Consider the following 23,727-nt stretch of genomic DNA (forward strand, 5'->3'; position numbering starts at 1 on the left):
CGATCGACCTTGGGGTTCGGGAGCGGGCTACGGCGTCATACGGTATGCGGACGACGCCGGTGCGTCGGAACTGCGCGGAATCCACGGGCATCGCCAGGGGCCGCTGGTTCTGTCCCGGGTTTTCGCGGTGGCACGCTTCATGGCCGACGGCCCCGGCTCTCGGGGGCATCGGGCCGGGATGGAGACGTACCTTCTGACATCGCTGGTCCGGGACGCAAGGACCGTTCCGAGCTCCGGCGGGGCTCGGCGAAAGCGCCGGGGGAGGATGCAACGCGGCGCGTCCTGGGCTAACGCTGGACCCGGCATGGAAACACTCCTGATCCTGGGGGCCCTCGGCGTCCTCCTGTTCTCCGGCTTCCTCGTGGCCCTGCAGCTCACCCGCGGGCGCCGGCCGGAGCTGCGCATGGGGCGCGAGGAAGACCTCGTGGACGAGGCCGACGGCGAAGACCTGTTGATCCGGAGCCTGGAGCCGATGCGCGCGAGCCCCATCGACCGCACCGCGACCATCCTGGACATCGAGCCCGAGCGGCCGCCCGTGATTTCGGGCGAGGCCCCGCCCAAGGAGCTCCCGTCGCCGCACCTCCAAGACCCGCATCGAGATCGAGAGCTTCGCTGATGGTGTGCTCCCGCACGCGCCGGTGGGCGGCCCTCCTGCCCCTGGCCGCCCTGATCGCGGCCGGCCCGGCCTGGGCCCAGGCCCCCGAACCGGCGCCGGAGGCCGAGGCACCGGCCGCATCCGAGCCGCAGGCGCCCCCGCGCAAGGCCGCCCCGAAGCCCAGGCCGAAGCCGGTGGCCAAACCCGTCGCCAAACCCGTCGCCAAGCCGGTGGCGAAACCGACGGCGGCCGAGGCGCGGCCCGCCGCGCCGGAGCCCGTGCCCGCCGCCCCGGCGCCGATGCCGGCCGCCAACCTGCCCGGCCTGACCGTGCAGTGCGAGGCTCGGGCGGCCCTCTACGAGGGGCCGAAGGATTTCTCGGTCTGGGTCACCCGTACGGGGGCCGTCATCGTCGAGAACCCGCTGCGTCCACTCACGCCGGAGACCACCCGGGTGCTCGAGGTCGTCATCGCCGGCAAGGCCGCCACCGCGTACGGTCCCGACCTGTTCGCCCTGCGGCGCGGCGGAAGCCCGGCGGCGTTGGGCGCGCTGCTCGGCGCCCCGGTCCGCTGGGATCCCGTGCCGGCGACATTGCCCGACACCCTCAACATCGTCTCCGAGACCGGTCAGAGCCTGGCGCAGCTCGGGTTCCGCGAATGCGGCGAGGCCCCTGCGGTGAAGAGCGCGCCGGTCGCTGCCAAGGACGACGCCGCCAAGGCGGGAAAGAGCCCGCCGAAGCCGAAGGGCCGGCCCAAGGTGGCGAAGGACTCGGCGGACCGGGCGTCCGGCGCCAAGGCGCCGCCCGGCCTCAGCCTGCCGCAGGGCGCCATCGAGTGACCCGGTCCGGAGGAGTTCGCCCATGAGTGTGCGTCGATGAGTGCGGGATCGCAGGGACCGACCGCCGCGGAGGTGATCGCCCGCCTTGGCCTGGCGCCGCACCCGGAGGGCGGGCATTATCGCGAGACCTTCCGCGACCCGCGCACCGTGGACGGGCGCTCGGTGGGCAGCGCGATCTACTACCTCCTCGACCTCGGCGAGGTGTCCGAGTGGCACCGGGTGGATGCGGCCGAGATCTGGCACTGGCACGCGGGCGCCCCCCTCGTCCTGACGGTCAGCCCCAACGGCCACGATGCCAGCGCGGCCTATCTCGGCCCCGACCTCGCCCGGGGCCAGCAGCCGCAGCTCGTGGTTCCGGCCGGGCATTGGCAGACCGCCACCAGCCTCGGTGCCTGGACGCTGGTGGGCTGCACGGTCTCTCCGGCCTTCACGTTCGCCGGCTTCGAGATGGCGCCGCCGAACTGGCGCCCCACGCCCCGATCCTGATGCCGAAGGTCCTGATCGGTGAGGCCTAGCGCGCGGCGGCGCGGGAGGCCCGCACCGCCACCCCGGCGCCGAGGACGATGAGGAGGCAGGCAAGCGCCAGGGCCGGGCTCGGCTCGGCGTAGCCGGCGAGCACCAGGGTCAGCGTCGACAGGATCGGAGCCGCGTAGGCCGCGACCCCCAGGAGGCGCAGGTCGCCCCGCTTGACGCCGATGTCCCAGAGGTAGAACGCGGCGCCCACGGGCCCGAGCCCGAGGGCGACGACCGCACCCCATTGCACCGCGCCCTCGGGCCACAGCGTCGTCTCGAAGGCGCGATGGCAGGCGAGGCTCAGGGCAGCGGTGGCGAGGCAGAAGCCCGCCACCGCATCGGTCGGCACGGCCCCGACCCGGGACGAGAGCACGGAATAGCCCGACCAGACGAAGGCGGCTGCCAGCGCCGCGAGGTAGCCGGGCATGGCCCCGGCAGCGAAGTCGATCCCGTTGCGCCCGGCGAACAGCACCACGACGCCGGCGAGCCCGAGGGCGGCTCCCCCGAGATGGCCGGCGCGCAGGCCCGCCGCCCCGGGAAGCCGGGCCGACAGCAGCACGATGAGCAGGGGCCAGAGGTAGTTGAGCAGGCCCGCCTCGGCCGGCGGAGCGAGGCGCAGGGCGGCGAAGTACAGGGCATGGTATCCGAACAGGCCGCCGATGCCGAGGAGCCAGACCGGCCAGGGCTGGCGCAGGGCCCGGATACCCGCGGGGCGCGCGAGCCAGCTGGCGCAGCCGACGAGGCCGCCGAGCGCGAAGGTCATCGCGGCGAGCTGAAACGGCGGCACCGCCCCCGACAGGCCCGTGAGCAGGGCGAGCAGCGACCAGAGCAGGATCGCGCCGAAGCCGAGCAGGATCGCGGAGGGCATGGGAAACCGGATGTCCGAGGAGGGAAGGCCGGGCCGCTGTCCCATGCCGGAGCCGTCCCGGGCAAGGCGGCGACGTTAGGTGCAGCTCCCTTCATCGACCGGTCACGGGCGCACGCTATCGGCTACGGGCAGACGAACGACACGGAGGCGGACCATGGGCGCGGCTTCTCTCGGACGGGGACGCACCCGGACGGCGTCGGCCCTGAGGCTGGCCCTGCTCCTCGCCGCAGGCCCGGCGATGGCCGGCGGGCCGGCCCAGCTCGGCCCGCGGCCGTTCTACCTCGTGGACAGCATGAAGCCGGGTCCCTTGAAGGAACGCCTGCAGGCCTGCGGCGCGGACAGGGCCTACACCGCCCGCACCTTCTCGATCGCCCACAGGGGCGCGCCGCTGCAGTTTCCCGAGCATACCCGGGAGGGCATCCTGGCGGCCGCCCGCATGGGCGCCGGCGTGATCGAATGCGACGTCGCCTTCACGCGCGATCGGCAGCTCGTCTGCCGGCATGCCCAGTGCGACCTCCACACCACCACCGACATCCTCGCCCGCCCGGACCTGGCGGCCAAGTGCAACCAGGACTTCCAGCCCGCCGACCCGGCCACCGGGCGCAAGGCCTCGGCCCGCTGCTGCACCAGCGACCTGACCCTGGCCGAGTTCAAGAGCCTCAACGGCAAGATGGACGCCAGCGATCCGCAGGCCACGACACGGGAGGCCTACGCGAACGCGACCCCGCGCTGGCGAACCGATCTCTACGCCACCACCGGCACGCTGATGACCCATGACGCGTACATCGCCATGGTCAAATCCCTGGGGCGCCGGTTCACGCCCGAACTGAAGGCGCCCGAGGTGCCGATGCCCTTCGCGGGGTACGGCCAGGACGAGTACGCCCAGGCGATGATCGACGCCTACAAGCGGGCGGGCATTCCGGCCTCCGACGTGCGGCCGCAGAGCTTCCAGCTCCGGGACATCGTGTACTGGCTGAAGGCGGAGCCCGAATTCGGGCGGCAGGCTCTCTGGCTCGACAACCGCGACGAGACCGATCCGGGTTTCGACCCCGAGAAGCCGGAGAGCTGGAAGCCCGGCATGACGGAATTGGCCGGCCTCGGCCTGCGCACCCTGGCGCCGCCCCTCTGGATGCTGGTCCGGGTCGGGCCGAACGGGGCGATCGAGCCCTCGGCCTATGCGCGCGCGGCGCGGGCCGCCGGCCTCGACCTGATCACCTGGTCGCTGGAGCGCTCGGGGCCGCTGAAGGACGGGGGAGGATACTACTACAAGTCGATCCGTCCGGTGATCGACCGGGACGGCGACACCTTCGCCCTCCTCGACGTGCTCTACCGCGACGTCGGCGTGAAGGGGGTGTTCTCGGACTGGCCGGCGACGACGACGTTCTACGCGAACTGCCTCGGCATCGAGTGAGGGGCGCGGCTCCCGCGACGGGAGCCGCGCGAACCATTATCCGGCGATGTACTGGGCGCCGTTGATGGTCAGGGTCGAGCCGGTGATGAAGCCCGAATCGTCGGCGGCGAGATACTCCACCGCGCGGGCGATCTCCTCCGCCTCGCCGAGACGGCCCACCGGGATCGTCGAGATGATCTTGTTGCGCACGTCCTCCGGCACCGCCATCACCATGTCGGTGGCGATGTAGCCCGGCGCGATCACGTTGACGGTGATGCCCTTCGAGGCGCTCTCCTGGGCCAGGGCCTTGGCGAAGCCGATCACGCCGGCCTTGGCGGCGGAGTAGTTGGCCTGGCCGACCTGGCCCTTCTGGCCGTTGATCGACGAGATCAGGATGATGCGGCCGAAGCCCCGGTTGCGCATGCCCTCGATGACCGGCCGGGTGACCGTGAAGGCGGAGTCGAGGTTGGTCTTGATGACCGCCTGCCACTTCTCGAAGGTCATCTTGTGGAACAGGCCATCGCGGGTGATGCCGGCATTGTTGACCAGGATGTCAACCGGGCCGACCTCGGACTCGACGGCCTTGATGCCGGCCTCGCAGGCGGCGTAGTCGCCGACGTCGAACTTGAAGACCGGGATGCCGGTCTCGTCCTTGAAGGCGTTGGCGGCCTCGTCGTTGCCGCCATAATTGGCCGCGACCTTGTAGCCCTTGGCCTTCAGGCCCTTCGAGATGGCGGCGCCGATGCCGCGGGTGCCGCCGGTGACGAGTGCGACGCGTTCCTGAGCCATGGTTTCCTCCGAAATCCGGTTTCTTGTGATTTTGGTCGGCCGGTCGCGCTTGAGCGGAGCGCCCGCGCATCACGCGACCGATTGAGATCTGCGGCGCCGTCCAGAATTCATCCAGCGCCGCTCGGGACGCAGCTCAGACGCGCTCGACGCAGAGGGCGACGCCCATGCCGCCGCCGATGCAGAGGGTTGCGAGGCCGCGCTTGGCGTCCCGGCGCTTCAGCTCGTGCAGCAGGGTGACGAGGACGCGGGCGCCGGAGGCGCCGATCGGGTGGCCGATGGCGATGGCGCCGCCATTGACGTTCACCTTGTCGGTGTCCCAGCCCATGTCCTTGTTCACGGCGAGCGCCTGGGCGGCGAAGGCCTCGTTGGCCTCGATCAGGTCGAGGTCGGACGGCTTCCAGCCTGCCTTGTCGAGAGCCTTGCGCGAGGCCGGGATCGGGCCGGTGCCCATCACCTTGGGGTCGACGCCGGCCGTGGCCCAGGAGACGATCCGGGCCAGGGGCTTGATGCCCCGGCGCTCGGCCTCGGAGGCCGACATCAGCACGATGGCGGCGGCGCCGTCGTTCAGGCCCGAGGCGTTGGCGGCGGTCACGGTCCCGTCCTTGGTGAAGGCCGGCTTGAGCTTGGCCATCGCCTCCACGGTCGCGCCGTCACGGATGTACTCGTCGGTGTCGACGATCACGTCGCCCTTGCGGCCCGGCACGGTGACGGGGACGATCTCCTCCTTGAAGCGGCCCTCCCGGCGGGCGGCTTCGGCCTTGTTCTGCGAGGCCGTGGCGAACTGATCCTGCTGCTCGCGGGTGAGCTGGAAGGCCTGGGCCACGTTCTCGGCCGTCTGGCCCATGTGGTAGCCGTTGAAGGCGTCCCAGAGCCCGTCCTTGATCATGGTGTCGACGAGCTTGACGTCGCCCATCTTCTGCCCGCCGCGCAGGTACTGCGCGTGGGGGGAGAGGGACATCGATTCCTGGCCGCCGGCCACGATGACGGTGGCGTCGCCGTTGGCGATCTGCTGCATGCCGATGGCGACGGTGCGCAGGCCCGAGCCGCAGACCTGGTTGACGCCCCAGGCCGTGGCCTTCTCGGGGATGCCGGCCTTGATCGCGGCCTGGCGGGCGGGATTCTGGCCGGCGCCGGCGGTGAGCACCTGGCCGAAGATCACCTCGTCCACGTCGTCGGCGGGGACGCCGGCGCGCTCGAGGGCCGCCTTGATCGCCACGGCGCCGAGGTCGTGCGCGGGGACGGTGTTGAACGCGCCGCCGAACGAGCCGACCGCGGTGCGTGCCGCGCCGACGATGACGATGTCTTCTGCTGCCATGGTGACGTTCTCCTCATCCCGGCCGGCGCTCCCTTGACGCTCGGATGTCGATCGAGCGTGGGCGCCTTTGTGCCGTTCCCCCGGATGAAAGCCGTCGACCCTGCGAAGTCAAGGCACCCGAGGGTTGTTTGAGGCTCCTCCCGTGACAGGAAACGCTCCCTTGCGTGGTATTCCGCGGGATGGGCGCTAAATTGCTGTTTTCGTCGGCACGCGAACGTCTTAAGGTGCACTTGTGCGCCGCGGGATCGGGCAGTGGTCCTCGGCGCCATCGAAGAAGATTGCGCGGCGATGAACGCGTCGGGAGAGGCCCCCAGAAATGGCGGATAACGGTAAGTCCACCCACACCGTCATCAAGAAATACGCCAATCGGCGCCTCTATCACACCGGGACGTCGACCTACGTCACCCTCGAGGACTTGGCGACGATGGTGCAGAACGGCGAGGATTTCCTTGTCTACGACGCGCGCTCGGGCGACGACATCACCCGCTCGGTTCTGACGCAGATCATCTTCGAGCAGGAGAACAAGGCCGGCGAGGACAACCTGCTGCCGGTGGCCTTCCTGCGCCAGCTGATCCGCTTCTACGGCGACAGCATGCGCACCATGGTCCCGAGCTTCCTGGAATTCTCGATGGCCAACTTCGCCCGGGACCAGGAGGGCCTGCGCGAGAAGATGACCCAGAGCTTCGCGCCCACCGCGTTCCAGAGCGCGATGGAGGAGCAGGTCCGGGCCAATATGAGCTTCTTCGGCGACGCGATGAAGATGTTCACCACCTTCGGCACTGGCCCGCTCTCCGGCATGGGCACGCATCCCTCCTCGGCAGGCAAGTCCGGCGCGGGCGTTCCCGCACCGGTCCAGCACGCCTCCGGCGGAAGCGACCTCGACGATCTCAAGCGCCAGATGGCCGAGATGCAGTCCCGTCTCGAGGATCTGGCCAAGAAGTAGGCAGGGGGCGTTTGCGGAAGTCCCCCGGCACCCTCAGCCGGTAACCTTGCTGCGAGACCGGCGCCCGAGCAAAGGTTGACGAACCGTTAACGCGGGCCAATTCTGTTCCCACGGGCCATGCGGGCGCGGGGAGCGACGGCCATGGGGCATGCCGAGGCGGAGCGGGAAGGCCCGGCAGCCGCGCGGCCCGGATCGGCCGCTGCCGCACGTCGCGACCTCGTGGTCATCTCCGGCGTCGAGGCGCCCGGATACCGGCCGATCCCGGCCCGTCCCCTCTCCGGTTTCCTCGCCCAGCTCATCGTCAGCGCCGAGCCGACCCTGCGGCCCTCGCGCATCGAGCGCACGCGCTCGGCTGCCGCGCGCTACGCCGAGGCTGCGCGTCGCGCCTGACGGCTACCGACATCGCCCTCGGCGGAGTGCCGCAGCGGATCCGCCCAACGAAAAAAGCCGGGCCCTTGCGGGGCCACGGCTCGGAAATCTCGCCTATGCGGTTCGGTCGGGGCAGCCGTACGGCGCCCCCGCGAGACTCAGGCCTCGGTCGACTTCACCTTCAGGACCTGACGGCCCCGGTACATGCCGGTCTTCAGGTCGATGTGGTGGGGACGGCGCAGCTCGCCCGAATCCTTGTCGGTGACGTAGGTCGGGGCCTTGAGGGCGTCGGCGGAGCGGCGCATGCCGCGACGCGAGGGAGAGGTCTTTCGCTTCGGAACGGCCATCGGAAGAGTCCTGTACGGCAAAAAAGGCACCGTGGGCGCGACTTCCAGGGGAAGGCCGCCTCGGTACCGTGGTCAAACGGAGATTCGCTGGCGGCTCTATAACGCCGTGCGCGGGTTCTGGCTAGAGTGTCCCGCGCACCAAGCCGGAACGGGCCGTGCCGAGAGATCCTGCGCGGATCGGAGTCGCGCGCGGCGAAGTTCCTCGGCCATCGCCACGCCGGCTTGGGCCTCGTCCAGGATCTCCGGAGGATTCGCCCCCGCGGCACGACGTCAATTCCGGCGCGGAAACGCGCGAGGACTTTAATCTGCGGTTCAAGTTGGAGCTTCTACTCGGGGAACAGGCTCGCTGCCGCATCGCGCGGACGGCGATGCTTTCGGGAGACATCCATGTCCTCATCCCTGCTGCGTACCCTCGCCGTTCTGACCTGCTTCGCCGCCGGTCCCGCCCTGGCCCAGGCGCCGAGCCCGGCCACCCCCAGCCCCGCGACCGCACCGAAGACGGCGGCGCCGACCGCCCCCGTGGCCCCGAAGGCGCCGACGGTCGAGCCGGCTGCGAAGACGGCCCTTATCGACATCAACAGCGCCAGTGCCGCCGAACTCGACGCCCTGCCGGGCATCGGCGCCGCCCGCGCCGCCGCGATCATCAAGGGGCGTCCCTACCGCGGCAAGGACGAGCTTCTGTCCAAGAAGATCATCCCGCAGAACGCCTATGACGGCATCAAGGACAAGGTCATCGCCAAGCAGAAGTAAGGTCGGCCGAGCAGGCCGGAGGCCGGCGCGGCGCATGGGGTGTCCCCGCGCGCCGCGCAATCGCCACCCTTGCGGGGGTCCGGGCCGGGTGCTAGGCGCCCGGGATCACACGAGAAACGCCGTTCGTGGCCCATCGTCGATCCCAGCGCGGAAATTCCCCGTCCATGCCGCCGCATCCCGCCATCCGCCTGCATCGCGGCGACCTGCCCGCCGACTACGTCGCCGGCCCGGCCATCGCCATCGACACCGAGACCCTCGGTCTCAACCCCCATCGCGACCGGCTCTGCGTCGTGCAGATCTCGCGCGGCGACGGCACCGCCGACGTGGTCCAGATCGTGCCCGGCGGTCCGGCCCCCGAGGTGCTGATGCGCGTGCTGGCCGATCCCGCCACCCTGAAGATCTTCCACTTCGCGCGCTTCGATCTCGCGGTGCTGTTCCACGGCCTCGGCGTCATGCCGACGCCGGTCTACTGCACCAAGGTCGCCTCGAAGCTGGCGCGCACCTACACCGACCGCCACGGCCTGAAGGACGTGGTCCGCGAACTCGTGGGCGTCGACCTCTCCAAGCAGCAGCAATCCTCCGACTGGGGCGCCGACACCCTGAGCCAGGCCCAGGTCGATTACGCCGCCTCCGACGTGCTCTACCTCCACGCCGCGCGGGCGCGCCTCGACGCGATGCTGGAGCGGGAGGGCCGCACGGACCTCGCCCGGAACTGCTTCGCGTTCCTGCCCACCCGCGCCCGGCTCGATCTGGCGGGCTGGGCGGAGACCGACATCTTCGCGCATGCCTGAGGACGCGCGGGGGCCGCAGGAACCGCCGTGCGCCGCCGCACATCCCCGATCCCACCCCTGCGCCATTCCGCCTTTCGCGGAAGCGGAGGCTTGATGCTTTCTCAAGCTTCCGGCCATAACTTCGCCATTGCCCCCGGGCATCCGGCGGTCGACCCAGCCGTGGCGCGCCCCTCGCGAGCGCCGACGCCGCCGGGGCACGGTGTTGGGAAGATCATGCACGTGGGCGCGGCGATCGAGACGGGGCAGACGAACGGCGGCCGCGTCGATGTGCGCCGGACCCGTGCCCATGCGCGGGCGCGCAACCACAGCAGCCACGTGCGTGCGCTGCGCCGCCTCATCCCCCTCGCCGCCGGAACCGCCGTGCTGGCGCTGGCAGTCGTCACCCTGTTCAACCCGTTCGGGGCCGGCCTTCCCGAGGTGTCGATGGGCCAGGTCAGCCTGTCGGGCAGCAAGGTGAAGATGGAGAACCCGCGCCTCTCCGGCTTCCGCAAGGGCGACCGGGGCTACGAGGTCACCGCCACCGCCGCCTTCCAGGACGTGCGCAAGCCGAGCGTGATCGAACTGCAGGCGATGAAGGGCCAGCTCAACACCGACGACAAGGGCGGCCTCGTCCATCTCGAAGCCGCCTCCGGCGTGTTCGATTCGTCCCGGGAGGCCATGACCCTCGAGCGCGACATCCGCCTCTGGACCGACAAGGGCGAGGAGGTCCGCTTGAAGACGGCCGCCGTCGACTTCAAGGCCGGCAGCGTCCGCTCGAGCGAGACCGTTACGGTCTCGATGCCCAGCGGCACCATCGTGGCCGACACCCTCGAGGTGATCGACAGCGGCCATGTGATCTCCTTCGTCGGCAACGTCCACACGGTCCTGCAGGGGCGGGAGCGGACCGGCCAGGATCCGCAGAACAAGTCCGAAGCGCAGGTGGACAAGGCCCCGGCCGACCCGGCTCAGGTCGCCGGGCTGGCCGACAAGCCCGCCCGCATCCGGACCACGGCGGCCGAGCCCGATGACGGGGAGCGCCGCCGGTGACGCGGTCCGCGGGCAAGGACATCGTTTCCCACCGGCACTGGGCGCCCCTCGCGCTCGTCCTGGCGGTCCTGATGGCGGCCGGACCCGCCACGGCGCAGACGGCGCCCGCGGCCCCGCGCAAGGAAAAGGCCGCCTCGCCCCTGGGCAATCTCGGCGGCGGCGGCAAGGAGCCGATCAAGATCGACGCCGACCGGCTCGATGTGTTCGACCGCGAGAACAAGGCGATCTTCGCCGGCAACGTCGTCGCCGTGCAGGGCGACAGCACCATCCGCTGCTCCAGCATGACGGTGCGCTACAAGCGCGGCAAGGACAAGAAGGAGCCGGCGGCGGGTGCCGAGCCGGCGAGCCAGGCCGAGCGCGCCGCCGGCCTGAACGAGAACGGCATCCAGCGGGTGGAATGCGCCGGCCCGGTCACCGTGGTCCAGAAGGACCAGATCGCCACCGGCGACAATGCCGTGTTCGACCAGGAGGCCAAGCGCATCGTGGTCACCGGCAACGTCATCCTGAGCCAGTGCCAGAACGTCACCCGGGGCTCGCGCCTCGTCTACGATATGAACACCGGCCGCGCGAACATGGACCCGGTGGCGGGTGGGCGTGTCTCCGCGCTGCTGGTGCCGCAGAAGGAAGACGGAGCCAAGGGCAAGGGCTGCACCCAGGCGCCGATCGCCGGGCGTCCGGCCAAGCCCGCAGCCGACAAGCCTTCCGCCGACAAGCCCACCGAGGCCTCCGCCGAGAAGCCGGCCGGCAAGACCCGGGCCCAGACGAATTGAGCGCCGCATCGCCGGCGCCCGCCCTGGCGGAGCGCTCCTCCGACCGCGCCGGCGCGCTGCCGGCGCCCTCCCTGATCCGACGGTTGTTCGGCGGCCGCGCCCGCCGCCGCGCGGCCGAGGCGGCTGCCATCGTCGAGGAGGGGGGCGGCCCGGGCATCCTCTGCGTGCGCGGCCTGCGCAAGAGTTACGGCGCCCGCACCGTGGTGCACGAGGCCGGCCTCACCGTGCGCAACGGCGAGGCGGTCGGCCTCCTCGGCCCCAACGGCGCCGGCAAGACCACGATCTTCTACATGATCACCGGCCTCGTCACGGCCGATCGCGGGACGATCACCCTCGACGGCCTGCCGATCACCCAGCTGCCGATGTACCAGCGTGCCCGCCTCGGCATCGGCTACCTGCCGCAGGAGGCCTCGATCTTCCGCGGCCTCACCGTGGAGGACAACATCCGCGCGGTGCTCGAGGTGGCCGAGCCGGACCGCAAGGAGCGCGCCCGCAAGCTCGAATCGCTGCTCGAGGAATTCGATATCGCCCGCCTGCGCAAGTCGCCGTCCATCGCCCTGTCGGGCGGCGAGCGCCGGCGCTGCGAGATCGCCCGGGCCCTGGCCTCCTCGCCGAGCTTCATGCTCCTCGACGAACCCTTCGCGGGCATCGACCCCATCGCGGTCGGTGACATCCAGGACTTGGTGAAGCACCTGAAGCAGCGCGGCATCGGCGTGCTCATCACCGACCACAACGTGCGCGAGACCCTCGGCCTGATCGACCGGGCCTACATCGCCCATTCGGGCCGCATCCTCACCGAGGGCACGCCCGAGGAGATCGTGGCCAATCCGGAGGCGCGCCGACTCTATCTCGGCGAGGATTTTCGCCTCTAGCCCTGGGTCTCCGCCTCCATCGCGGCATGCGAGCTCTGCGACCGTCTCCGATCCCGCAGATTTTTTTGCCGGCTTACGCGGCCGTGCTCCGCCCGTCCCCTTGGTGCGGTGCGGAAATTTCCCCTGATTGCAGAAGCTTTTGTTAGGGCACGCGATGCGAAGCTTCGGCCGGGGTGGGGCACTCGCTCCCGTGCTGCTTTCCTGGCCTGCCTAATTTGGGTGCAAACAAGGGCCGACACACTTTGACGTGCGATCGGGTTGGCGCTAGACCTGGGAGTAGAGAACAGGAAGCAAGATTTGTGCCGAGGTTCGGCTCACGGCGACGTGCGCCGCTGACCTGAGGTGCGACTCACCCGGGGCGACAACCATGAGTCTGCTGCAACGGCTGGAAATGCGCCAGGGGCAAGCCCTGGTGATGACGCCTCAGCTTCTCCAGGCCATCAAGCTCCTCCAACTTTCCCAGCTGGACCTCGCCGCCTACGTCGACGCCGAGCTCGAGCGCAACCCGCTTCTGGAGCGCGCCGAGGGCGAGAGCGAGGTCGAGCGCCCCGCTGCCGAGACGCCTTCGGAATCCTCGGTGGACCGAGACGGCGACGGTGAGGGCGGCGACTTCGACGGGGGCGAGGAGCCTTGGATCGCCACCACGCTGACGGCGAGCGGCGCCGACATGGAGAGCGCCCTCGACACGCGCCTCGACAACGTCTTCTCGGACGAGAACCCCACGCATGCCCGGGAGGCCGCCTCCGGCGACATGCTCTCGCTGACGCCGGCACCCTACGGCAACACCGGCGGCAGCTTCGACGGCGAGGCCCCCGACTTCGAGGCGAGCCTGACCGCCGAGATCTCCCTGCGCGAGCATCTGGGCGCCCAGCTCGATCTCGCCACCCGCGATCCGATGGACCGCCTGATCGGCGGCTTCCTCATCGATGCCGTCGACGATGCCGGCTACCTGCGCGAATCCATCGACGATGTGGCCGAGCGCCTCGGCGCCTCCCTCGACCGGGTCGCCCGGGTGCTGAAGCTGGTCCAGAGCTTCGAGCCGGCCGGCATCGCCGCCCGCGATCTCGCCGAGTGCCTCGCCCTGCAGCTGCGCGACCGCGACCGCTTCGACCCGGCCATGCAGGCCCTGGTCTCGCGCCTCGACCTCGTGGCCAAGCGCGACTTCACGGCCCTCCGCCGGCTCTGTGGCGTCGACGACGAGGATCTCGTCGACATGCTGGCCGAGCTGCGCCGGCTCGACCCGAAGCCCGGCCGCGCCTTCGGGGCCCGGGCCGTCGAGGTGCTGATCCCCGACGTGTTCGTGCGGGCCGCGCCCGACGGGTCCTGGCTGGTGGAGCTGAACGCCGAGGCCCTGCCGCGGGTGCTGGTCAACCAGAGCTACTACGCCCGCGTTTCGCGCGGCGCGGTGGCGGAGGGCGACAAGGCCTTCCTGTCGGAATGCCTGCAGACCGCCAACTGGCTCACCCGCAGCCTGGAGCAGCGGGCCCGCACCATCCTCAAGGTCGCCTCCGAGATCGTGCGCCAGCAGGACGCCTTCTTCCTGCACGGCGTCGCGCACCTGCGCCCGCTCAACCTGAAGACGGTGGCCGAGGCGATCGGCATGCACGAATCCACCGTCTCGCGGGTCACCTCCAACAAGTCGATCGGCACCAGTCGCGGCACGCTCGAGATGAAGTACTTCTTCACCGCCGCGATCCCGGGCGCTGCCGGCACCGCCTCGCACTCCTCCGAGGCCGTGCGCCACCGCATCAAGCAACTTGTCGACGCCGAGGCGCCGAGCGACGTGCTCTCGGACGACGCCCTGGTGCAGCGCCTGCGCGACGAGGGCATCGACATCGCCCGTCGCACCGTCGCCAAGTACCGGGAATCCCTGCGCATCCCCTCCTCGATCGAGCGCCGCCGGGAGCATTTCGCCTATGCGGGGCGGTGACGCGCGTCGGCAGGGCGTACTCTGCGACGGTTGACGCGAAGGCTCGTCGGGCTTGCTGCGGCCGGCGACCGCTCGGCGGTGTCGCGGTCATGGCCGTCGGGGATTTCATTGTCTCCGCCGCGGCCTTGCCGGCGCCGACCCGGGGACTCGCTCCGCCCCGTACCAGAGCGTGGACGCGCCAAGCTCCGCCACGACGACGAGGTGGTCTCGGTCCCGCATGACGGATCGCAGACCGGGACAAGGTCCGGGCCCGGCCTCGCGTTGACTTCTCCGAAAGAGGCTCCTTAACTCAGGTTGCGCCTCACCCAGGGCGTGTCCACAACCAAAATCGGAGGGATCATGGGGTCATTGCGCGTGACGGGCCACGGCCTGGACCTTGGCGAAGCCCTGCGGGGCCGGGTCGAGGAGCGAATGGCTGCCACCCTCTCGAAATATCTCGACAGCCACATGAGCGGGACCTGCTCCGGCCACGTCACCCTGCGCCGAGACGGCACGGCCTACCGCACCGATTGCGTGCTCCACCTCGTCTCCGGCCTGACCCTGGAAGCCTCCGGCGCCGCCCACGACGCCCATGCGAGCTTCGAGCAGACGGCGGACCGCCTGGAAAAGCGCCTGCGTCGCTACAAGCACAAGCTGAAGGATCACGGTGCGGCCGGCCATGACGGCGCGACGGTGCAGGCGGCCTACGCGGTGTTCGCCGCCCCGAGCGAGGCCGACGCCATCGACCTCGACGAGGACGAAGCGGACGAGGAGGCGGCGCATCCTCCCGTGGTGGCCGAGAGCACCAAGACCCTGAAGCGCCACTCCGTTAGCGAAGCGGTGACCGCCCTCGACCTCACGGGGGCACCGGTCATCGTGTTCGTTCACGCTGGCACCGGGCGCATCAACGTCGTATACCGCCGCACTGACGGGGCTATCGGCTGGGTCGATCCGGCCGAAGCGGCCTCGTAGGCGCGGGTCGGGAACAGAGCCTGAACCCGCTCGATTGAGTTCAAGGGCCGCCCGGGCGGCCCGACCTTTCATGGAGTGGCGGCCGGTTCGGCCGCCGCCGACGGGGCGACGGTCCTTCATGCCAGTGCTGGAATTCCTCTCTCCGGATTCCGTGGTGCCGTCCCTGCGCGTCCGCGCCAAGAAGTCGATGCTGCAGGAGCTCAGCGCTCACGCGGTGCGTCAGCTTCCGGCCCTGGACGAGCGCGAGGTGTTCGAGACCCTGCTGCAGCGCGAGCGCCTGGGCTCCACCGGCATCGGCGACGGCGTCGCCATCCCGCACGGCAAGCTGCCCGGCCTCGACCGTCTGTTCGGGCTCGTCGCCCGGCTGGAGAAGCCGGTGGATTTCGATGCCCTCGACGGCCAGCCCGTCGACATCGCCTTCCTGCTCTTGGCCCCCGAGGGCGCCGGCGCCGATCACCTGAAGGCCTTGGCCCAGGTCGCCCGCATCCTGCGCGAGCCCGGCATCCTCGAGCGCATCCGCGCCGCCCGCGATGCCAGCGCCCTCTACGCTCTGCTCACCCACACCTCGGCCTCGCAGGCCGCATGACCATGCGCGTCCTGCCCTGCGTGCCCCTCGCGGCCGCCCTCCTGCTCGCCGCCGCGCCCGCCCTGGCGCAGCAGCGCGGCGCCACCGATACGGCCTGTGCCCGCGATGTCCTGGTGGCGAATTCGATGCAGCGCCAGGCCATCGACCAGCTCGAACAGGCCGGCAGCGAGGCGGCCGACCAGTGCCGCGTCTGGCGCAGGCACGTGGAGACCATGCGTCGGGTGGCCAGCGTCTACGGCCGCTGTCTCTCGGGCGCCGAGCGCACGGACCGGCTCAATCAGGTCCAGACCTCCGAGAAGGAATTCGCCGGGATGATCCGGAGCCAGTGCAAGGGTCTCTGAGCAAGAGCCTCCGAGCAAGGATCTCCGAGGCGAAGCTCGGCCAGGGCTTCCGGTCTATTCCTGCCCGCGCAGCAGCAGCGGTTCGGCGACCATCTTGATCGGCTTGCCGCGTCCGATGAGGATCGCGGCCCGCGAGCGCTCGGGATCGGTCTCGAAGCGGGTCCGGACCCAGGCCACGAGGAACTTCAGGTATTCCGAGGCGAGCAGCTTGGCCGATGACGGATGGTGCCACCAGCCGTCGGGGTCGAAGCCTTCCGCGATCACCGGATGGGGCACGACGCGGTCGCCGCCCATGAGGGCGTGGTCGAGTTCCACCATCGTACGCGGCATGTGGTAGTTCGAGGTGACCACCGTCACCGTGCTGAAGCGGTGCTGGCGCATCCAGCGCCGGGTCTCGATGGCGTTGCCGATGGTGTTGCGGGCCCGGTAGTCGAGATCGACGCAGCAATCGATCCAGTGCCGCTGGTTCGGGTTGAGGCGGGCGATCTCGTCGCGGCTGGTCCGCTCGTTGACGCCGGTGATCAGGAGGCGCCGGCCGTAGCCGTTGGCCAAAAGGTCGATGGCGTCACCGATGCGCTGGGCGCCACCGGTGAGCGCCACGATCCCGTCGGCCCGGCCCTGGGGTATGCGCTCGTCCCGCTCCAGGCAGGCGACGAAGGTCAGGAAGCCGCAGAACAGGGCCAGCGCGCCGGCGGCGGCGAGGCCGAGGGTGGCTCGCGCGGTCGGGCTGAGCCCGGTCCGGGCCGCGGGGTGGGATCCGGCAGGCACCGGGGAACGCCGCACCGCCGCGGGTACGCACGATGCGGCGTCGGTCCAGGCCCATCCGAAAGCCTCGGAGGGCCTCATGGTGCCGCTGGCTGACATCCGCCTCGTCATTCCTCCAGAGAGTAGCCCCGATTGGGGCGTTCACGAGGCAAGCATCTCCGCCCGGAAAGGTTCACGAAGGGTTAACGGGATCGGCGGATGGCGTGACAGGGTAGGCGACCCTGTCGCGCGCCGTTCCGTCAGGCCAGGAAGCGCCGCACGGTGAGGCGCGAGACGATGCCGGTGACCACGGAGGCGATGACGCCGATGAGGAGCACGGCGGCGTAGCCGCGCCAGCCGATGTGGAAGGTGCCGAACAGGGCCTCGATCTCCTCGCCGGCCGGGCCCGAGCGCCAGTTGCGCGCCACCAGCCCGGCCAGAGCGAAGGCCGCGATCGCCGCGCCCGAGCCGAGGATGCCGCCGCGCAGGCCGAGGCCGAAGAAGCGGCGCTGGAAGGCGCGGGCGATGAAATCGTCGTTGGCGCCGACGAAGTGCAGCACCTCCACCACCTCGCGGTTGCCCGCCATGGCGCCGCGGGTCGCGAAGACCACGGCGAGACCCGTCGCCACCAGCACCAGCAGGACGATGCCGATGCCGACGCCCACGAAGGTGTTGGCCGCCGTGGAGAGCCGGCGCAGCCAGAGGGCGTGATCGTCCAGGCTCGCCACCCCGGGCAGGGCTTCGGCGAGGGAACCCCGCAGGGGCTTCAGGTCGGGCGCCGTCTCGGCGAGCTTCAGGGTCACGAGGCGCGGCACCGGCAGGTCCGAGAGGTCGAGGCCGCTGCCGAGCCAGGGCTCGAGCAGGCGCTCGGCCTCCGCCTTCGAGAACACCCGCACGGCGGCGATGCCGGGCGTGGCCTTGGCCAGCCCCTCGGCGCGGGCGACGTCGGCGTCGATGTCGCGGCCGGGGCTCGGACGCACCTGAATCGTCACCTCCTGGGCCACCGTGTCCTGCCACTGGGCGGCGCTGGAAGCCACGATCTCGGCCGCCCCGGCGCAGAGGGCGGCCAGGAAGGTCAGGATGGCGATGACGGCGGCCAGCGCCCGGCTCGCCGCCGAATCGGTCGGCACCAGGGGCGCGTTGCGGCGCAGGGTCGGGGGCAGGGGGGCGCCGCGCGAGTCCGGCGGGGCCGGAGGCTTCACCGGCGGCCGGTCGTCGGTGCGGGTCGGCGCCCGGTGCGTCGGCGCGGCGGAGGGCGTGCCGGTCTCGTCCATCATGCCTCGACCGTCAGGCGGCCGTCGCCGAGGACGAAGCGCCGGGCATCGACGAGGTCCATCAGGGCGAAGTCGTGGGTCGCGATCAGCACGGAGGTCCCCAGCCGGTTGAGCTCGATGAACAGGCGGAGCAGGCGCCGGCCGAGGCCGGGATCGACGTTGCCGGTGGGCTCGTCGGCTAGCAGCAGTTCCGGCCGGGCGATGAGCGCGCGGGCGATGGCGGCGCGCTGCTTCTCGCCGCCCGAGAGCAGGGGCGGCAGCACGTGCATGCGCTCCCCGAGGCCGACCCAGCGCAGGAGTTCGACGACCTCGGCCCGGTAGCTCGTCTCCGACCGGCCCTGGACGCGCAGGGGCAGCGCCACGTTTTCGTAGGTCGTGAGGTGGTCGAGCAGCCGAAAATCCTGGAAGACCACGCCCATGCGCCGGCGCAGGCCGGTCAGCGCTTCGCTGGAAATGTCGCTGACCTCCTCGCCGAAGACCGAGACGAGGCCGCGCGTGGGGCGCACGGACAGGAGGATCAGGCGCAGCAGGGTGGTCTTGCCCGCGCCGGACGGCCCCGTGAGGAACTGGAACGAGCGCGGCGCGATCTGGAAGCTGACGTCGCTCAGCACTTCCGGACCGAGACCGTAGCGCATGCCGACGCTCTCGAACTGGACCACCGGCTCTTCGGCTCCGGAGAGGAGCGACTGCGTGTTCACCCGATCCGCCACGATCCCCCCAACGTCCTGGCCCCCAACGCCCTGCCCTCCGAAGAGGGCTCCGCACGACTCAGCGAACAGGCGCCCGCTTCACGGACGATTAACCGTGTTGACCGAGAACCGTTTGAGTCTTTTTGCCCCCTTCGGCAACCGTCCATCGAGATCCGAGGCCCACGGACGCCATGCTGATCGTCTGCCCGTCCTGTGCCAGCGAATACGAGATCGCCGTCGACCGCGTCGGCGCGGACGGGCGCTCGGTGCGCTGCGCGGCCTGTCGCGAGACCTGGTTCATCTCCCCCGACGACGTCTCCGCGGCCCTTGAGGCCGAGATGACCGCCGCCATGATGGCCGCCTCCGAGCTTGGACCGGACGCGGCGCAGAGCCGCGCCTCGGCCCAGGCCGACCTCGATGCCTGGGAATCGGCCATGGCCGCCGAGCCGGAGCCCGCTGCGGCGCCGTCGGAGGCTTCGCGCCCGCGGACCAGGACGAAGCCCGCGAAGACCAGGCGCCAAGGCTTTCTCGTGTCCTCGCCCGGCGCCGTCCTCGGGCTCGCCGTGGTGGCGGGGCTCGGTCTCGCCGGTCTCGGACGCGCCACGGTGGTGCGGGCGATGCCCCAGAGCGCCGGGCTCTACGAACGCGTCGGGCTCCCGGTGAACCTGCGCGGCGTCGAGTTTCGCGACGTCGTGGCGTTCCAGAGCCCAGGCGAGGGGGGGCAGGGCCAGCTCGTGGTCGAGGGCGACCTCGTCGGCGTCGCCGAGGTCGCGGTGTCACCGATCGAGGTGGAGGTGCGGGACGGGCACGACCAGCCGCTCTATCGCTGGCGCATCGCCCCTCCGCGCACGACCCTCGAGAAGGGCGAGCGCGCGCGCTTCCGGGCGAGCCTGTCGGCGCCGCCGGCGCAGGGCCGCTCCGTGCGCGTGCACTTTGCCGCCGCGGAGGCGAACGAGTCCGGCTCGAAGGCCGATGCCAGCGCGCCGGCCCCGTGATATGGAACGCGGATGACCAGCACTTCCCGACGCGTCCGCGTCCTCTTCGACGAAACCGCCATCGCCCGGCGCACCGAGGAACTCGCGGCGGCCATCGCCGCTGCCAATCCCGAGAACCTCCTCGTGGTGGCGGTTCTCAAGGGCAGCTTCATGTTCGCCGCCGACCTCCTGCGCGCCCTGCACCGGGTCGGGCTGGAGCCGCAGGCCGAGTTCGTCCACCTGTCGAGCTACCGCACCGCCACGGTCTCCTCGGGACAGGTCGAGATCCTGCGCGACGTGGAGAGCGAGGTGCGCGGGCGCGACGTGCTCCTCGTGGACGACATCCTTGAATCGGGCCGCACCATCGTGTTCGCCAAGGACCTGCTGATGGCACGGGGCGCCAAGCGGGTGCTCACCGCCGTGCTCCTGGAGAAGCCCGGCAAGCGCGCCGTGACCATCGACGCAGATTTCGTCGGCTTCACCTGCCCGGACGTGTTCGTGGTCGGCTACGGCATGGATGTCGCCCATGCCTACCGCCAGCTCCCCTTCGTCGGCCTCGTCGATTACGAGAGCCGCGAGCCGGACCTGTTCGGCGGCACCTGAGGTCCACGGTTCCGCCCTGCGCAGAAATTCACCTTGCGCACGAGAGATTATGAAACGATTCGGCCCTTAAGGGGCTTGCTGTGTCCGACGATCCCTTGACAGGGCGCGCCGGCGCTTGCGTCACTGAGCGCCCGGATACGAGAGAGACACAGACGCACGATGGCCCGCATCCTCCTGGTGGATGACGAAGAGACGGTGCGAGGCTTCCTCAAGCGGGGCCTCGAGATCGATGGCCATGCCGTGGTCACGGCCAGCGACGGCAGCGACGGGCTCGACCGGCTGACCGAGGCGGACGGCGCGTTCGATCTCATGCTCACCGACATCCGCATGCCGCTGATGGACGGCATCGCCCTGGCGCTCGCGGCCAAGCGCGACTTTCCCAACCTCACCATCCTGCTGATGACGGGCTTCGCCGACCAGCGCGAACGCGCCCGCGGCCTCGATGCCATCGTGACCGACGTGCTGACGAAGCCGTTCTCGCTGGCCGACCTGCGCTCCACGGTGAACCGGGCGCTCGCCGCCTGAGACGCGCCGGATCCGCCGCCACGCCCTCGGAGTCCCGTGCATGACCGTCCACCCTGATCGTTCCCTGCCCGACGTCCTCTCGGCCATCGGCGCCACGCCGCTGATCCGCCTGGCGCGCGCCTCGCAGGAGACCGGCTGCACCATCCTGGGCAAGGCGGAGTTCCTGAATCCCGGCCTCTCCGTGAAGGACAGGGCGGCGCTCTCCATCGTGCGCGACGCCGAGGCCCGCGGTGCGATCCGGCCCGGCGGCACCATCGTGGAGGGCACGGCCGGAAACACCGGGATCGGCCTCGCGCTCGTCGCCTCGGTGCGCGGCTACCGCACGGTCATCGTGATTCCCGAGACGCAGTCGGCCGAGAAGAAGGAGACCCTGCGCCTGGCCGGCGCCCGCCTGGTCGAGGTGCCGGCGGTGCCGTTCGCCAATCCCAACAACTACGTCCATGCCGCCCGCCGGCTGGCCGAGCGCCTCGGCGAGACCGAGCCGGCCGGCGCCTTCTTCGCCGACCAGTTCGACAACGTCGCCAATCGGCAGGCGCACGTGGAGACGACGGGCCCGGAGATCCTGGCGGCGACCGGCGGCGCGGTCGACGGCTTCATCTGCGCGGCCGGGACCGGCGGGACCCTCGCCGGCACCGCCGCGGCCCTGCGCGCCGCGCGGCCCGGCGTGCGGATCGGCCTCGCCGACCCGGACGGCTCGGCGCTGCACGCCCACTACATCACCGGCACCCTGAAGGCCGAGGGCTCCTCGATCACGGAAGGCATCGGTCAGGGCCGGATCACCCGCAACCTCGCGGGCTTCACGCCGGACGTCTCCTTCCGGATTCCGGACAGCGAGGCCCTCGACATCGTCTTCCGGCTCATGCGCGAGGAGGGCCTCAGCCTCGGCGGCTCGTCCGGCATCAATGTCGCCGGTGCGATCCGGCTCGCCCGCGAGCTCGGGCCGGGGCACACCATCGTGACCATCCTGTGCGACGGCGCCGCCCGCTACGCTTCCAAGCTGTTCAATCCCGCCTTCCTGGCTGAACGAGGCCTGCCGGTGCCGGCCTGGCTCGGTGTCGCGTCCGAGTCCCTGCCGGATTGGCGGGCCTGAGCGCGGGACGGTAAAAATCCCTGCGTTTCCGGGATTATGCCGCATGGACCGTTGAACGGAATCGTCACGGCGACGTTTGTACGGTCAAGCTCAAGCAATTTCGGTTGGGCGCGTGACGGAGTTCCCACCCATGACCCTGACCACCATTCTCCTCATCATCCTGATCCTGATCGTCCTCGGCGGCGGCAACTTCCTCGGCGGCGGCGCCTATCGCGGTCCGAGCTTCGGCCTCGGCGGTCTGCTCGTCATCATTCTGATCGTGCTCCTCGTCACCGGGCGGATCTGACGGTTTCGCTCACGGCTGGCACGTGATGGCCACCACCGCGCCCGCCTGTGTCGCGGCGGCTGCGCCGGACGTGCCGGCCCCTTGCGTGCCGGCGTCTCTCGGTTGCGCTGTCCGCAGACCCGCCGCCCCGAGGAAGCTCGCAAGGGTCGCGGCCGGCACCAGGCCGTAGCGCGCCGGCGGCAGGACCCCCGCCACCAGGCGGGGCCGTCCCGGGACCATCGCGACGAGGCCGGCGAGCGCGCCCGAGCGGTCGAGGACCGGAGCGCCCCCCGCGCCGGGCTGAAGCGGCGCCGTGATGCGGGCGCTCCCCGCACTATCCCCCAGGATCACCTGGCCCGGTGCCACGGCGACGCCGCCCTCCGCATCGATGGTGAGGGCCGTCACCGGTTCGCCTTCGGCCGGGGTGCTCCCGCGAATGGCCGGCGTGATCGCGCTGCGGCCCGCGAGGGGGCCGGTTTCCAGGATCAGCAGGTCCGCCGTGGCGCCGACGGCGATCCGCGCCGGCTGGCCCGCGACCAGCGGGACCCGGCAGCCTGACAGGGCTGCCGCGCTCGCCAGGACGCGTCCCGGCGCCACGAGGAGGCCGGTCGCGGCCGGGGCCGTACGGCTGCCGGGCACGGGCGGCGGTGCGGGGGCGGGAACGGCGGTCGCGACCGGGGGCGCCGCTGCGGCGGCGGCCGGGGCGGCCTCGGGGAAGGGCACGAAGCTGTTGGCGATGGCGATGGCGAGGCGGTCGACCTCGCCGGCCAGGGCCTTGTCGTAGCCGAGGGTGAGCCCGCGCAGGCCCGCTTCGCCGGCGGCGTAGCGGATATAGGATCTGCCCGTCCCGGTCTCGGCGGTCACCACGAGGAAGTCGGGCCGCAGGAGCTTGTAGGTCACCCGCCGGTCGGGGCTCGGCGCGGTGACGCGCGCGAAGACCGCCTCGAGCCCGGTCTCGCCGGCCGCGTAGGATTTCGTCTCCAGGGTGATTCGCCCGTCGGCGCTCTGCCAGCGGGTGCCGCCGGGCAGCGGCGAGCGCTTCGGCAGAATCCGCTCCGGCACGCCGAGCACCACGCCGCTGGCCGGGTCCGGCTTGACCGTGAAGCGCGCGGCCGCACGCGCCGCGGCGCCGTCCTTCAGGAGGGCGGCCCGGCCGGCCGCATCCGGCAGCCCGGTCCCGCCGCTCCGCTTGGCATAGGCCTGGAGCGCCTCGTAGCTGCGCCGTCCGAAGGCGCCGTTGATCACGCTGTTGTAGTCGCCGGTCCAGACCAGGGCATCCTGCAGGCCCTTGCGCTCGGTCTCCGGCAGGGCCTCGAACGCGACCCGCGCCGCCTCGAAGGCCGGATCGGGCGCGGCGGGCTTCGGCCGCGTGGGTGCCGGGGCGGTGGGCCGCGGTGCGGGTGGCGTCTGGGCGACCGCCGTGCCCGCCATCATCCCCAGCAGCAATCCGGTTACGCCCCGGATGGTCCGATCCCGTCGCGTCATGGCCGAGTCGCGTCTCCCTCGCGAGAACCGATCCGGTGTGGCAGAGCCCGCGACCGAATTCCAGGCCGTTGCGGCGGATGCGCGAAGTGCTACGGT

The 23,727-nt window shown here is 71.1% G+C and carries 28 protein-coding genes; 20 read left to right on the forward strand and 8 right to left on the reverse strand.

Translation table 11 applies throughout. From position 1 onward, the window contains the following. Positions 1-304: 304 nt before the first annotated feature. The 3 genes from ASF49_RS23870 to ASF49_RS18695 are packed head-to-tail and all read left to right on the forward strand — an operon-like array spanning position 305 to position 1,917. The gene (locus ASF49_RS23870) at positions 305-616 is read left to right on the forward strand and encodes a hypothetical protein (protein WP_056476511.1); all 312 of its coding nucleotides are present in this window, start codon (positions 305-307) and stop codon (positions 614-616) included. Next, the gene (locus ASF49_RS18690) at positions 616-1,431 is read left to right on the forward strand and encodes a hypothetical protein (RefSeq protein ID WP_243214805.1); all 816 of its coding nucleotides are present in this window, start codon (positions 616-618) and stop codon (positions 1,429-1,431) included. Before ASF49_RS23870 ends, ASF49_RS18690 begins: the two co-directional genes overlap by 1 nt. Positions 1,432-1,467: 36 nt before the next feature. Beyond that, positions 1,468-1,917, forward strand: coding sequence for a cupin domain-containing protein (locus tag ASF49_RS18695; RefSeq protein WP_056476514.1), 450 nt, complete (start codon positions 1,468-1,470; stop codon positions 1,915-1,917). A 25-nt stretch (positions 1,918-1,942) separates the two neighbouring features. Here the strand turns inward: ASF49_RS18695 and yddG are convergent, their stop codons facing one another. Next, entirely contained in the window at positions 1,943-2,812 is an 870-nt protein-coding gene (gene yddG / locus ASF49_RS18700; protein ID WP_056477067.1) for an aromatic amino acid exporter YddG, read from the reverse strand. A 154-nt stretch (positions 2,813-2,966) separates the two neighbouring features. On the opposite strand from yddG, the gene ASF49_RS18705 reads away from it, so the two are divergent. Then, a complete protein-coding gene (locus ASF49_RS18705) occupies positions 2,967-4,223 on the forward strand; it encodes a glycerophosphodiester phosphodiesterase family protein (protein WP_056476517.1) in 1,257 nt (418 codons plus the stop codon). Between the two features lie 36 nt (positions 4,224-4,259). Here the strand turns inward: ASF49_RS18705 and phbB are convergent, their stop codons facing one another. Both phbB and ASF49_RS18715 read right to left on the reverse strand, forming a co-directional pair. Then, positions 4,260-4,991 (reverse strand): acetoacetyl-CoA reductase, encoded by a 732-nt coding sequence (gene phbB, locus ASF49_RS18710; RefSeq protein ID WP_056476520.1) that lies wholly within the window; start codon positions 4,989-4,991, stop codon positions 4,260-4,262. A 133-nt stretch (positions 4,992-5,124) separates the two neighbouring features. Further along, positions 5,125-6,306 (reverse strand): acetyl-CoA C-acetyltransferase, encoded by a 1,182-nt coding sequence (locus tag ASF49_RS18715; RefSeq protein WP_056476523.1) that lies wholly within the window; start codon positions 6,304-6,306, stop codon positions 5,125-5,127. 316 nt (positions 6,307-6,622) lie between these two features. Here ASF49_RS18715 and phaR point away from each other — a divergent pair, with 316 nt between their 5' ends. Together phaR and ASF49_RS18725 are read left to right on the forward strand one after the other, a co-directional pair. Then, a complete protein-coding gene (gene phaR / locus ASF49_RS18720) occupies positions 6,623-7,249 on the forward strand; it encodes a polyhydroxyalkanoate synthesis repressor PhaR (protein WP_056476526.1) in 627 nt (208 codons plus the stop codon). A gap of 141 nt (positions 7,250-7,390) precedes the next feature. Next, a complete protein-coding gene (locus tag ASF49_RS18725) occupies positions 7,391-7,639 on the forward strand; it encodes a hypothetical protein (RefSeq protein WP_056476529.1) in 249 nt (82 codons plus the stop codon). 137 nt (positions 7,640-7,776) lie between these two features. On the opposite strand, the gene rpmF is transcribed toward ASF49_RS18725, so the two are convergent. Next, complete coding sequence (rpmF, locus tag ASF49_RS18730; RefSeq protein ID WP_055946842.1) at positions 7,777-7,965, reverse strand: 50S ribosomal protein L32; 189 nt, start codon at positions 7,963-7,965, stop codon at positions 7,777-7,779. Between the two features lie 387 nt (positions 7,966-8,352). On the opposite strand from rpmF, the gene ASF49_RS18735 reads away from it, so the two are divergent. The 9 genes from ASF49_RS18735 to ASF49_RS18775 all read left to right on the forward strand — a co-directional run bounded on the left by ASF49_RS18735 (position 8,353) and on the right by ASF49_RS18775 (position 15,982). Beyond that, positions 8,353-8,715, forward strand: coding sequence for a helix-hairpin-helix domain-containing protein (locus ASF49_RS18735; protein WP_056476532.1), 363 nt, complete (start codon positions 8,353-8,355; stop codon positions 8,713-8,715). A 164-nt stretch (positions 8,716-8,879) separates the two neighbouring features. Beyond that, complete coding sequence (locus ASF49_RS18740) at positions 8,880-9,506, forward strand: ribonuclease D (protein WP_056476535.1); 627 nt, start codon at positions 8,880-8,882, stop codon at positions 9,504-9,506. Between the two features lie 213 nt (positions 9,507-9,719). Beyond that, positions 9,720-10,532 (forward strand): hypothetical protein, encoded by an 813-nt coding sequence (locus ASF49_RS18745; protein ID WP_056476538.1) that lies wholly within the window; start codon positions 9,720-9,722, stop codon positions 10,530-10,532. Positions 10,533-10,603: 71 nt separating this feature from the next. Beyond that, the gene (locus ASF49_RS18750; RefSeq protein ID WP_056477071.1) at positions 10,604-11,302 is read left to right on the forward strand and encodes an LptA/OstA family protein; all 699 of its coding nucleotides are present in this window, start codon (positions 10,604-10,606) and stop codon (positions 11,300-11,302) included. Between the two features lie 83 nt (positions 11,303-11,385). Further along, positions 11,386-12,174: an LPS export ABC transporter ATP-binding protein gene (lptB, locus tag ASF49_RS18755; RefSeq protein ID WP_243214809.1), complete on the forward strand. Its 789-nt coding sequence runs from the start codon at positions 11,386-11,388 to the stop codon at positions 12,172-12,174. Between the two features lie 367 nt (positions 12,175-12,541). Continuing rightward, on the forward strand, positions 12,542-14,104 hold the full coding sequence (rpoN, locus tag ASF49_RS18760; protein WP_082511408.1) for an RNA polymerase factor sigma-54: 1,563 nt from the start codon (positions 12,542-12,544) through the stop codon (positions 14,102-14,104). A gap of 339 nt (positions 14,105-14,443) precedes the next feature. Beyond that, positions 14,444-15,055 (forward strand): ribosome hibernation-promoting factor, HPF/YfiA family, encoded by a 612-nt coding sequence (gene hpf, locus ASF49_RS18765; protein ID WP_056476544.1) that lies wholly within the window; start codon positions 14,444-14,446, stop codon positions 15,053-15,055. Between the two features lie 118 nt (positions 15,056-15,173). Beyond that, complete coding sequence (gene ptsN, locus ASF49_RS18770; RefSeq protein ID WP_056476546.1) at positions 15,174-15,641, forward strand: PTS IIA-like nitrogen regulatory protein PtsN; 468 nt, start codon at positions 15,174-15,176, stop codon at positions 15,639-15,641. Beyond that, on the forward strand, positions 15,638-15,982 hold the full coding sequence (locus tag ASF49_RS18775; protein ID WP_243214803.1) for a hypothetical protein: 345 nt from the start codon (positions 15,638-15,640) through the stop codon (positions 15,980-15,982). Before ptsN ends, ASF49_RS18775 begins: the two co-directional genes overlap by 4 nt. A gap of 54 nt (positions 15,983-16,036) precedes the next feature. Here ASF49_RS18775 and ASF49_RS18780 read toward each other — a convergent pair whose 3' ends face one another. The 3 genes from ASF49_RS18780 to ftsE form a co-directional block, all read right to left on the reverse strand. Beyond that, positions 16,037-16,750, reverse strand: a complete 714-nt coding sequence (locus tag ASF49_RS18780) for a YdcF family protein (RefSeq protein ID WP_056477076.1) — start codon at positions 16,748-16,750, stop codon at positions 16,037-16,039. 236 nt (positions 16,751-16,986) lie between these two features. After that, a complete protein-coding gene (locus tag ASF49_RS18785; RefSeq protein WP_243214801.1) occupies positions 16,987-18,003 on the reverse strand; it encodes a cell division protein FtsX in 1,017 nt (338 codons plus the stop codon). Then, on the reverse strand, positions 18,000-18,698 hold the full coding sequence (ftsE, locus tag ASF49_RS18790) for a cell division ATP-binding protein FtsE (RefSeq protein ID WP_181259686.1): 699 nt from the start codon (positions 18,696-18,698) through the stop codon (positions 18,000-18,002). Before ftsE ends, ASF49_RS18785 begins: the two co-directional genes overlap by 4 nt. 182 nt (positions 18,699-18,880) lie before the next feature. Between ftsE and ASF49_RS18795 the strand changes: the two genes are divergently transcribed. From ASF49_RS18795 to ASF49_RS23875, 5 genes are all read left to right on the forward strand, one after another. Then, positions 18,881-19,684 carry a zinc-ribbon domain-containing protein gene (locus ASF49_RS18795; protein ID WP_056476553.1) on the forward strand — a complete coding sequence of 268 codons (804 nt, stop codon included), beginning with the start codon at positions 18,881-18,883 and terminating at the stop codon, positions 19,682-19,684. A gap of 12 nt (positions 19,685-19,696) precedes the next feature. Further along, positions 19,697-20,266, forward strand: a complete 570-nt coding sequence (gene hpt / locus ASF49_RS18800; protein ID WP_056476556.1) for a hypoxanthine phosphoribosyltransferase — start codon at positions 19,697-19,699, stop codon at positions 20,264-20,266. 159 nt (positions 20,267-20,425) lie between these two features. After that, complete coding sequence (locus ASF49_RS18805) at positions 20,426-20,791, forward strand: response regulator (protein WP_056476559.1); 366 nt, start codon at positions 20,426-20,428, stop codon at positions 20,789-20,791. Positions 20,792-20,831: 40 nt separating this feature from the next. Continuing rightward, the gene (locus ASF49_RS18810; RefSeq protein ID WP_056476562.1) at positions 20,832-21,881 is read left to right on the forward strand and encodes a cysteine synthase A; all 1,050 of its coding nucleotides are present in this window, start codon (positions 20,832-20,834) and stop codon (positions 21,879-21,881) included. Positions 21,882-22,011: 130 nt separating this feature from the next. Continuing rightward, positions 22,012-22,167 (forward strand): DUF3309 domain-containing protein, encoded by a 156-nt coding sequence (locus ASF49_RS23875; protein WP_156653085.1) that lies wholly within the window; start codon positions 22,012-22,014, stop codon positions 22,165-22,167. Between the two features lie 9 nt (positions 22,168-22,176). Here the strand turns inward: ASF49_RS23875 and ASF49_RS18815 are convergent, their stop codons facing one another. Next, complete coding sequence (locus ASF49_RS18815; RefSeq protein ID WP_056476566.1) at positions 22,177-23,631, reverse strand: hypothetical protein; 1,455 nt, start codon at positions 23,629-23,631, stop codon at positions 22,177-22,179. Positions 23,632-23,727 lie beyond the last annotated feature (96 nt).

Source organism: Methylobacterium sp. Leaf104 (assembly GCF_001422885.1).
In the GTDB taxonomy this organism is placed as follows: domain Bacteria; phylum Pseudomonadota; class Alphaproteobacteria; order Rhizobiales; family Beijerinckiaceae; genus Methylobacterium.

What these genes read in the sequence shown, in the direction of transcription:
- ASF49_RS18805 (WP_056476559.1), top strand. Translation starts at nt 20,426, where the DNA reads ATGGCCCGCATCCTCCTGGTGGATGACGAAGAGACGGTGCGAGGCTTC.
- ASF49_RS23875 (WP_156653085.1), top strand. Translation starts at nt 22,012, where the DNA reads ATGACCCTGACCACCATTCTCCTCATCATCCTGATCCTGATCGTCCTC.
- ASF49_RS18795 (WP_056476553.1), top strand. Translation starts at nt 18,881, where the DNA reads ATGCTGATCGTCTGCCCGTCCTGTGCCAGCGAATACGAGATCGCCGTC.
- ASF49_RS18690 (WP_243214805.1), top strand. Translation starts at nt 616, where the DNA reads ATGGTGTGCTCCCGCACGCGCCGGTGGGCGGCCCTCCTGCCCCTGGCC.
- ASF49_RS23870 (WP_056476511.1), top strand. Translation starts at nt 305, where the DNA reads ATGGAAACACTCCTGATCCTGGGGGCCCTCGGCGTCCTCCTGTTCTCC.
- ASF49_RS18750 (WP_056477071.1), top strand. Translation starts at nt 10,604, where the DNA reads ATGGCGGCCGGACCCGCCACGGCGCAGACGGCGCCCGCGGCCCCGCGC.
- ASF49_RS18735 (WP_056476532.1), top strand. Translation starts at nt 8,353, where the DNA reads ATGTCCTCATCCCTGCTGCGTACCCTCGCCGTTCTGACCTGCTTCGCC.
- ASF49_RS18725 (WP_056476529.1), top strand. Translation starts at nt 7,391, where the DNA reads ATGGGGCATGCCGAGGCGGAGCGGGAAGGCCCGGCAGCCGCGCGGCCC.
- ASF49_RS18810 (WP_056476562.1), top strand. Translation starts at nt 20,832, where the DNA reads ATGACCGTCCACCCTGATCGTTCCCTGCCCGACGTCCTCTCGGCCATC.
- ASF49_RS18785 (WP_243214801.1), bottom strand. Translation starts at nt 18,003, where the DNA reads ATGATGGACGAGACCGGCACGCCCTCCGCCGCGCCGACGCACCGGGCG.
- phbB (WP_056476520.1), bottom strand. Translation starts at nt 4,991, where the DNA reads ATGGCTCAGGAACGCGTCGCACTCGTCACCGGCGGCACCCGCGGCATC.
- ASF49_RS18715 (WP_056476523.1), bottom strand. Translation starts at nt 6,306, where the DNA reads ATGGCAGCAGAAGACATCGTCATCGTCGGCGCGGCACGCACCGCGGTC.
- ASF49_RS18815 (WP_056476566.1), bottom strand. Translation starts at nt 23,631, where the DNA reads ATGACGCGACGGGATCGGACCATCCGGGGCGTAACCGGATTGCTGCTG.
- hpt (WP_056476556.1), top strand. Translation starts at nt 19,697, where the DNA reads ATGACCAGCACTTCCCGACGCGTCCGCGTCCTCTTCGACGAAACCGCC.
- hpf (WP_056476544.1), top strand. Translation starts at nt 14,444, where the DNA reads ATGGGGTCATTGCGCGTGACGGGCCACGGCCTGGACCTTGGCGAAGCC.
- ASF49_RS18695 (WP_056476514.1), top strand. Translation starts at nt 1,468, where the DNA reads ATGAGTGCGGGATCGCAGGGACCGACCGCCGCGGAGGTGATCGCCCGC.
- ptsN (WP_056476546.1), top strand. Translation starts at nt 15,174, where the DNA reads ATGCCAGTGCTGGAATTCCTCTCTCCGGATTCCGTGGTGCCGTCCCTG.
- rpmF (WP_055946842.1), bottom strand. Translation starts at nt 7,965, where the DNA reads ATGGCCGTTCCGAAGCGAAAGACCTCTCCCTCGCGTCGCGGCATGCGC.
- phaR (WP_056476526.1), top strand. Translation starts at nt 6,623, where the DNA reads ATGGCGGATAACGGTAAGTCCACCCACACCGTCATCAAGAAATACGCC.
- ASF49_RS18740 (WP_056476535.1), top strand. Translation starts at nt 8,880, where the DNA reads ATGCCGCCGCATCCCGCCATCCGCCTGCATCGCGGCGACCTGCCCGCC.
- ASF49_RS18745 (WP_056476538.1), top strand. Translation starts at nt 9,720, where the DNA reads ATGCACGTGGGCGCGGCGATCGAGACGGGGCAGACGAACGGCGGCCGC.
- ASF49_RS18775 (WP_243214803.1), top strand. Translation starts at nt 15,638, where the DNA reads ATGACCATGCGCGTCCTGCCCTGCGTGCCCCTCGCGGCCGCCCTCCTG.
- rpoN (WP_082511408.1), top strand. Translation starts at nt 12,542, where the DNA reads ATGAGTCTGCTGCAACGGCTGGAAATGCGCCAGGGGCAAGCCCTGGTG.
- yddG (WP_056477067.1), bottom strand. Translation starts at nt 2,812, where the DNA reads ATGCCCTCCGCGATCCTGCTCGGCTTCGGCGCGATCCTGCTCTGGTCG.
- ASF49_RS18705 (WP_056476517.1), top strand. Translation starts at nt 2,967, where the DNA reads ATGGGCGCGGCTTCTCTCGGACGGGGACGCACCCGGACGGCGTCGGCC.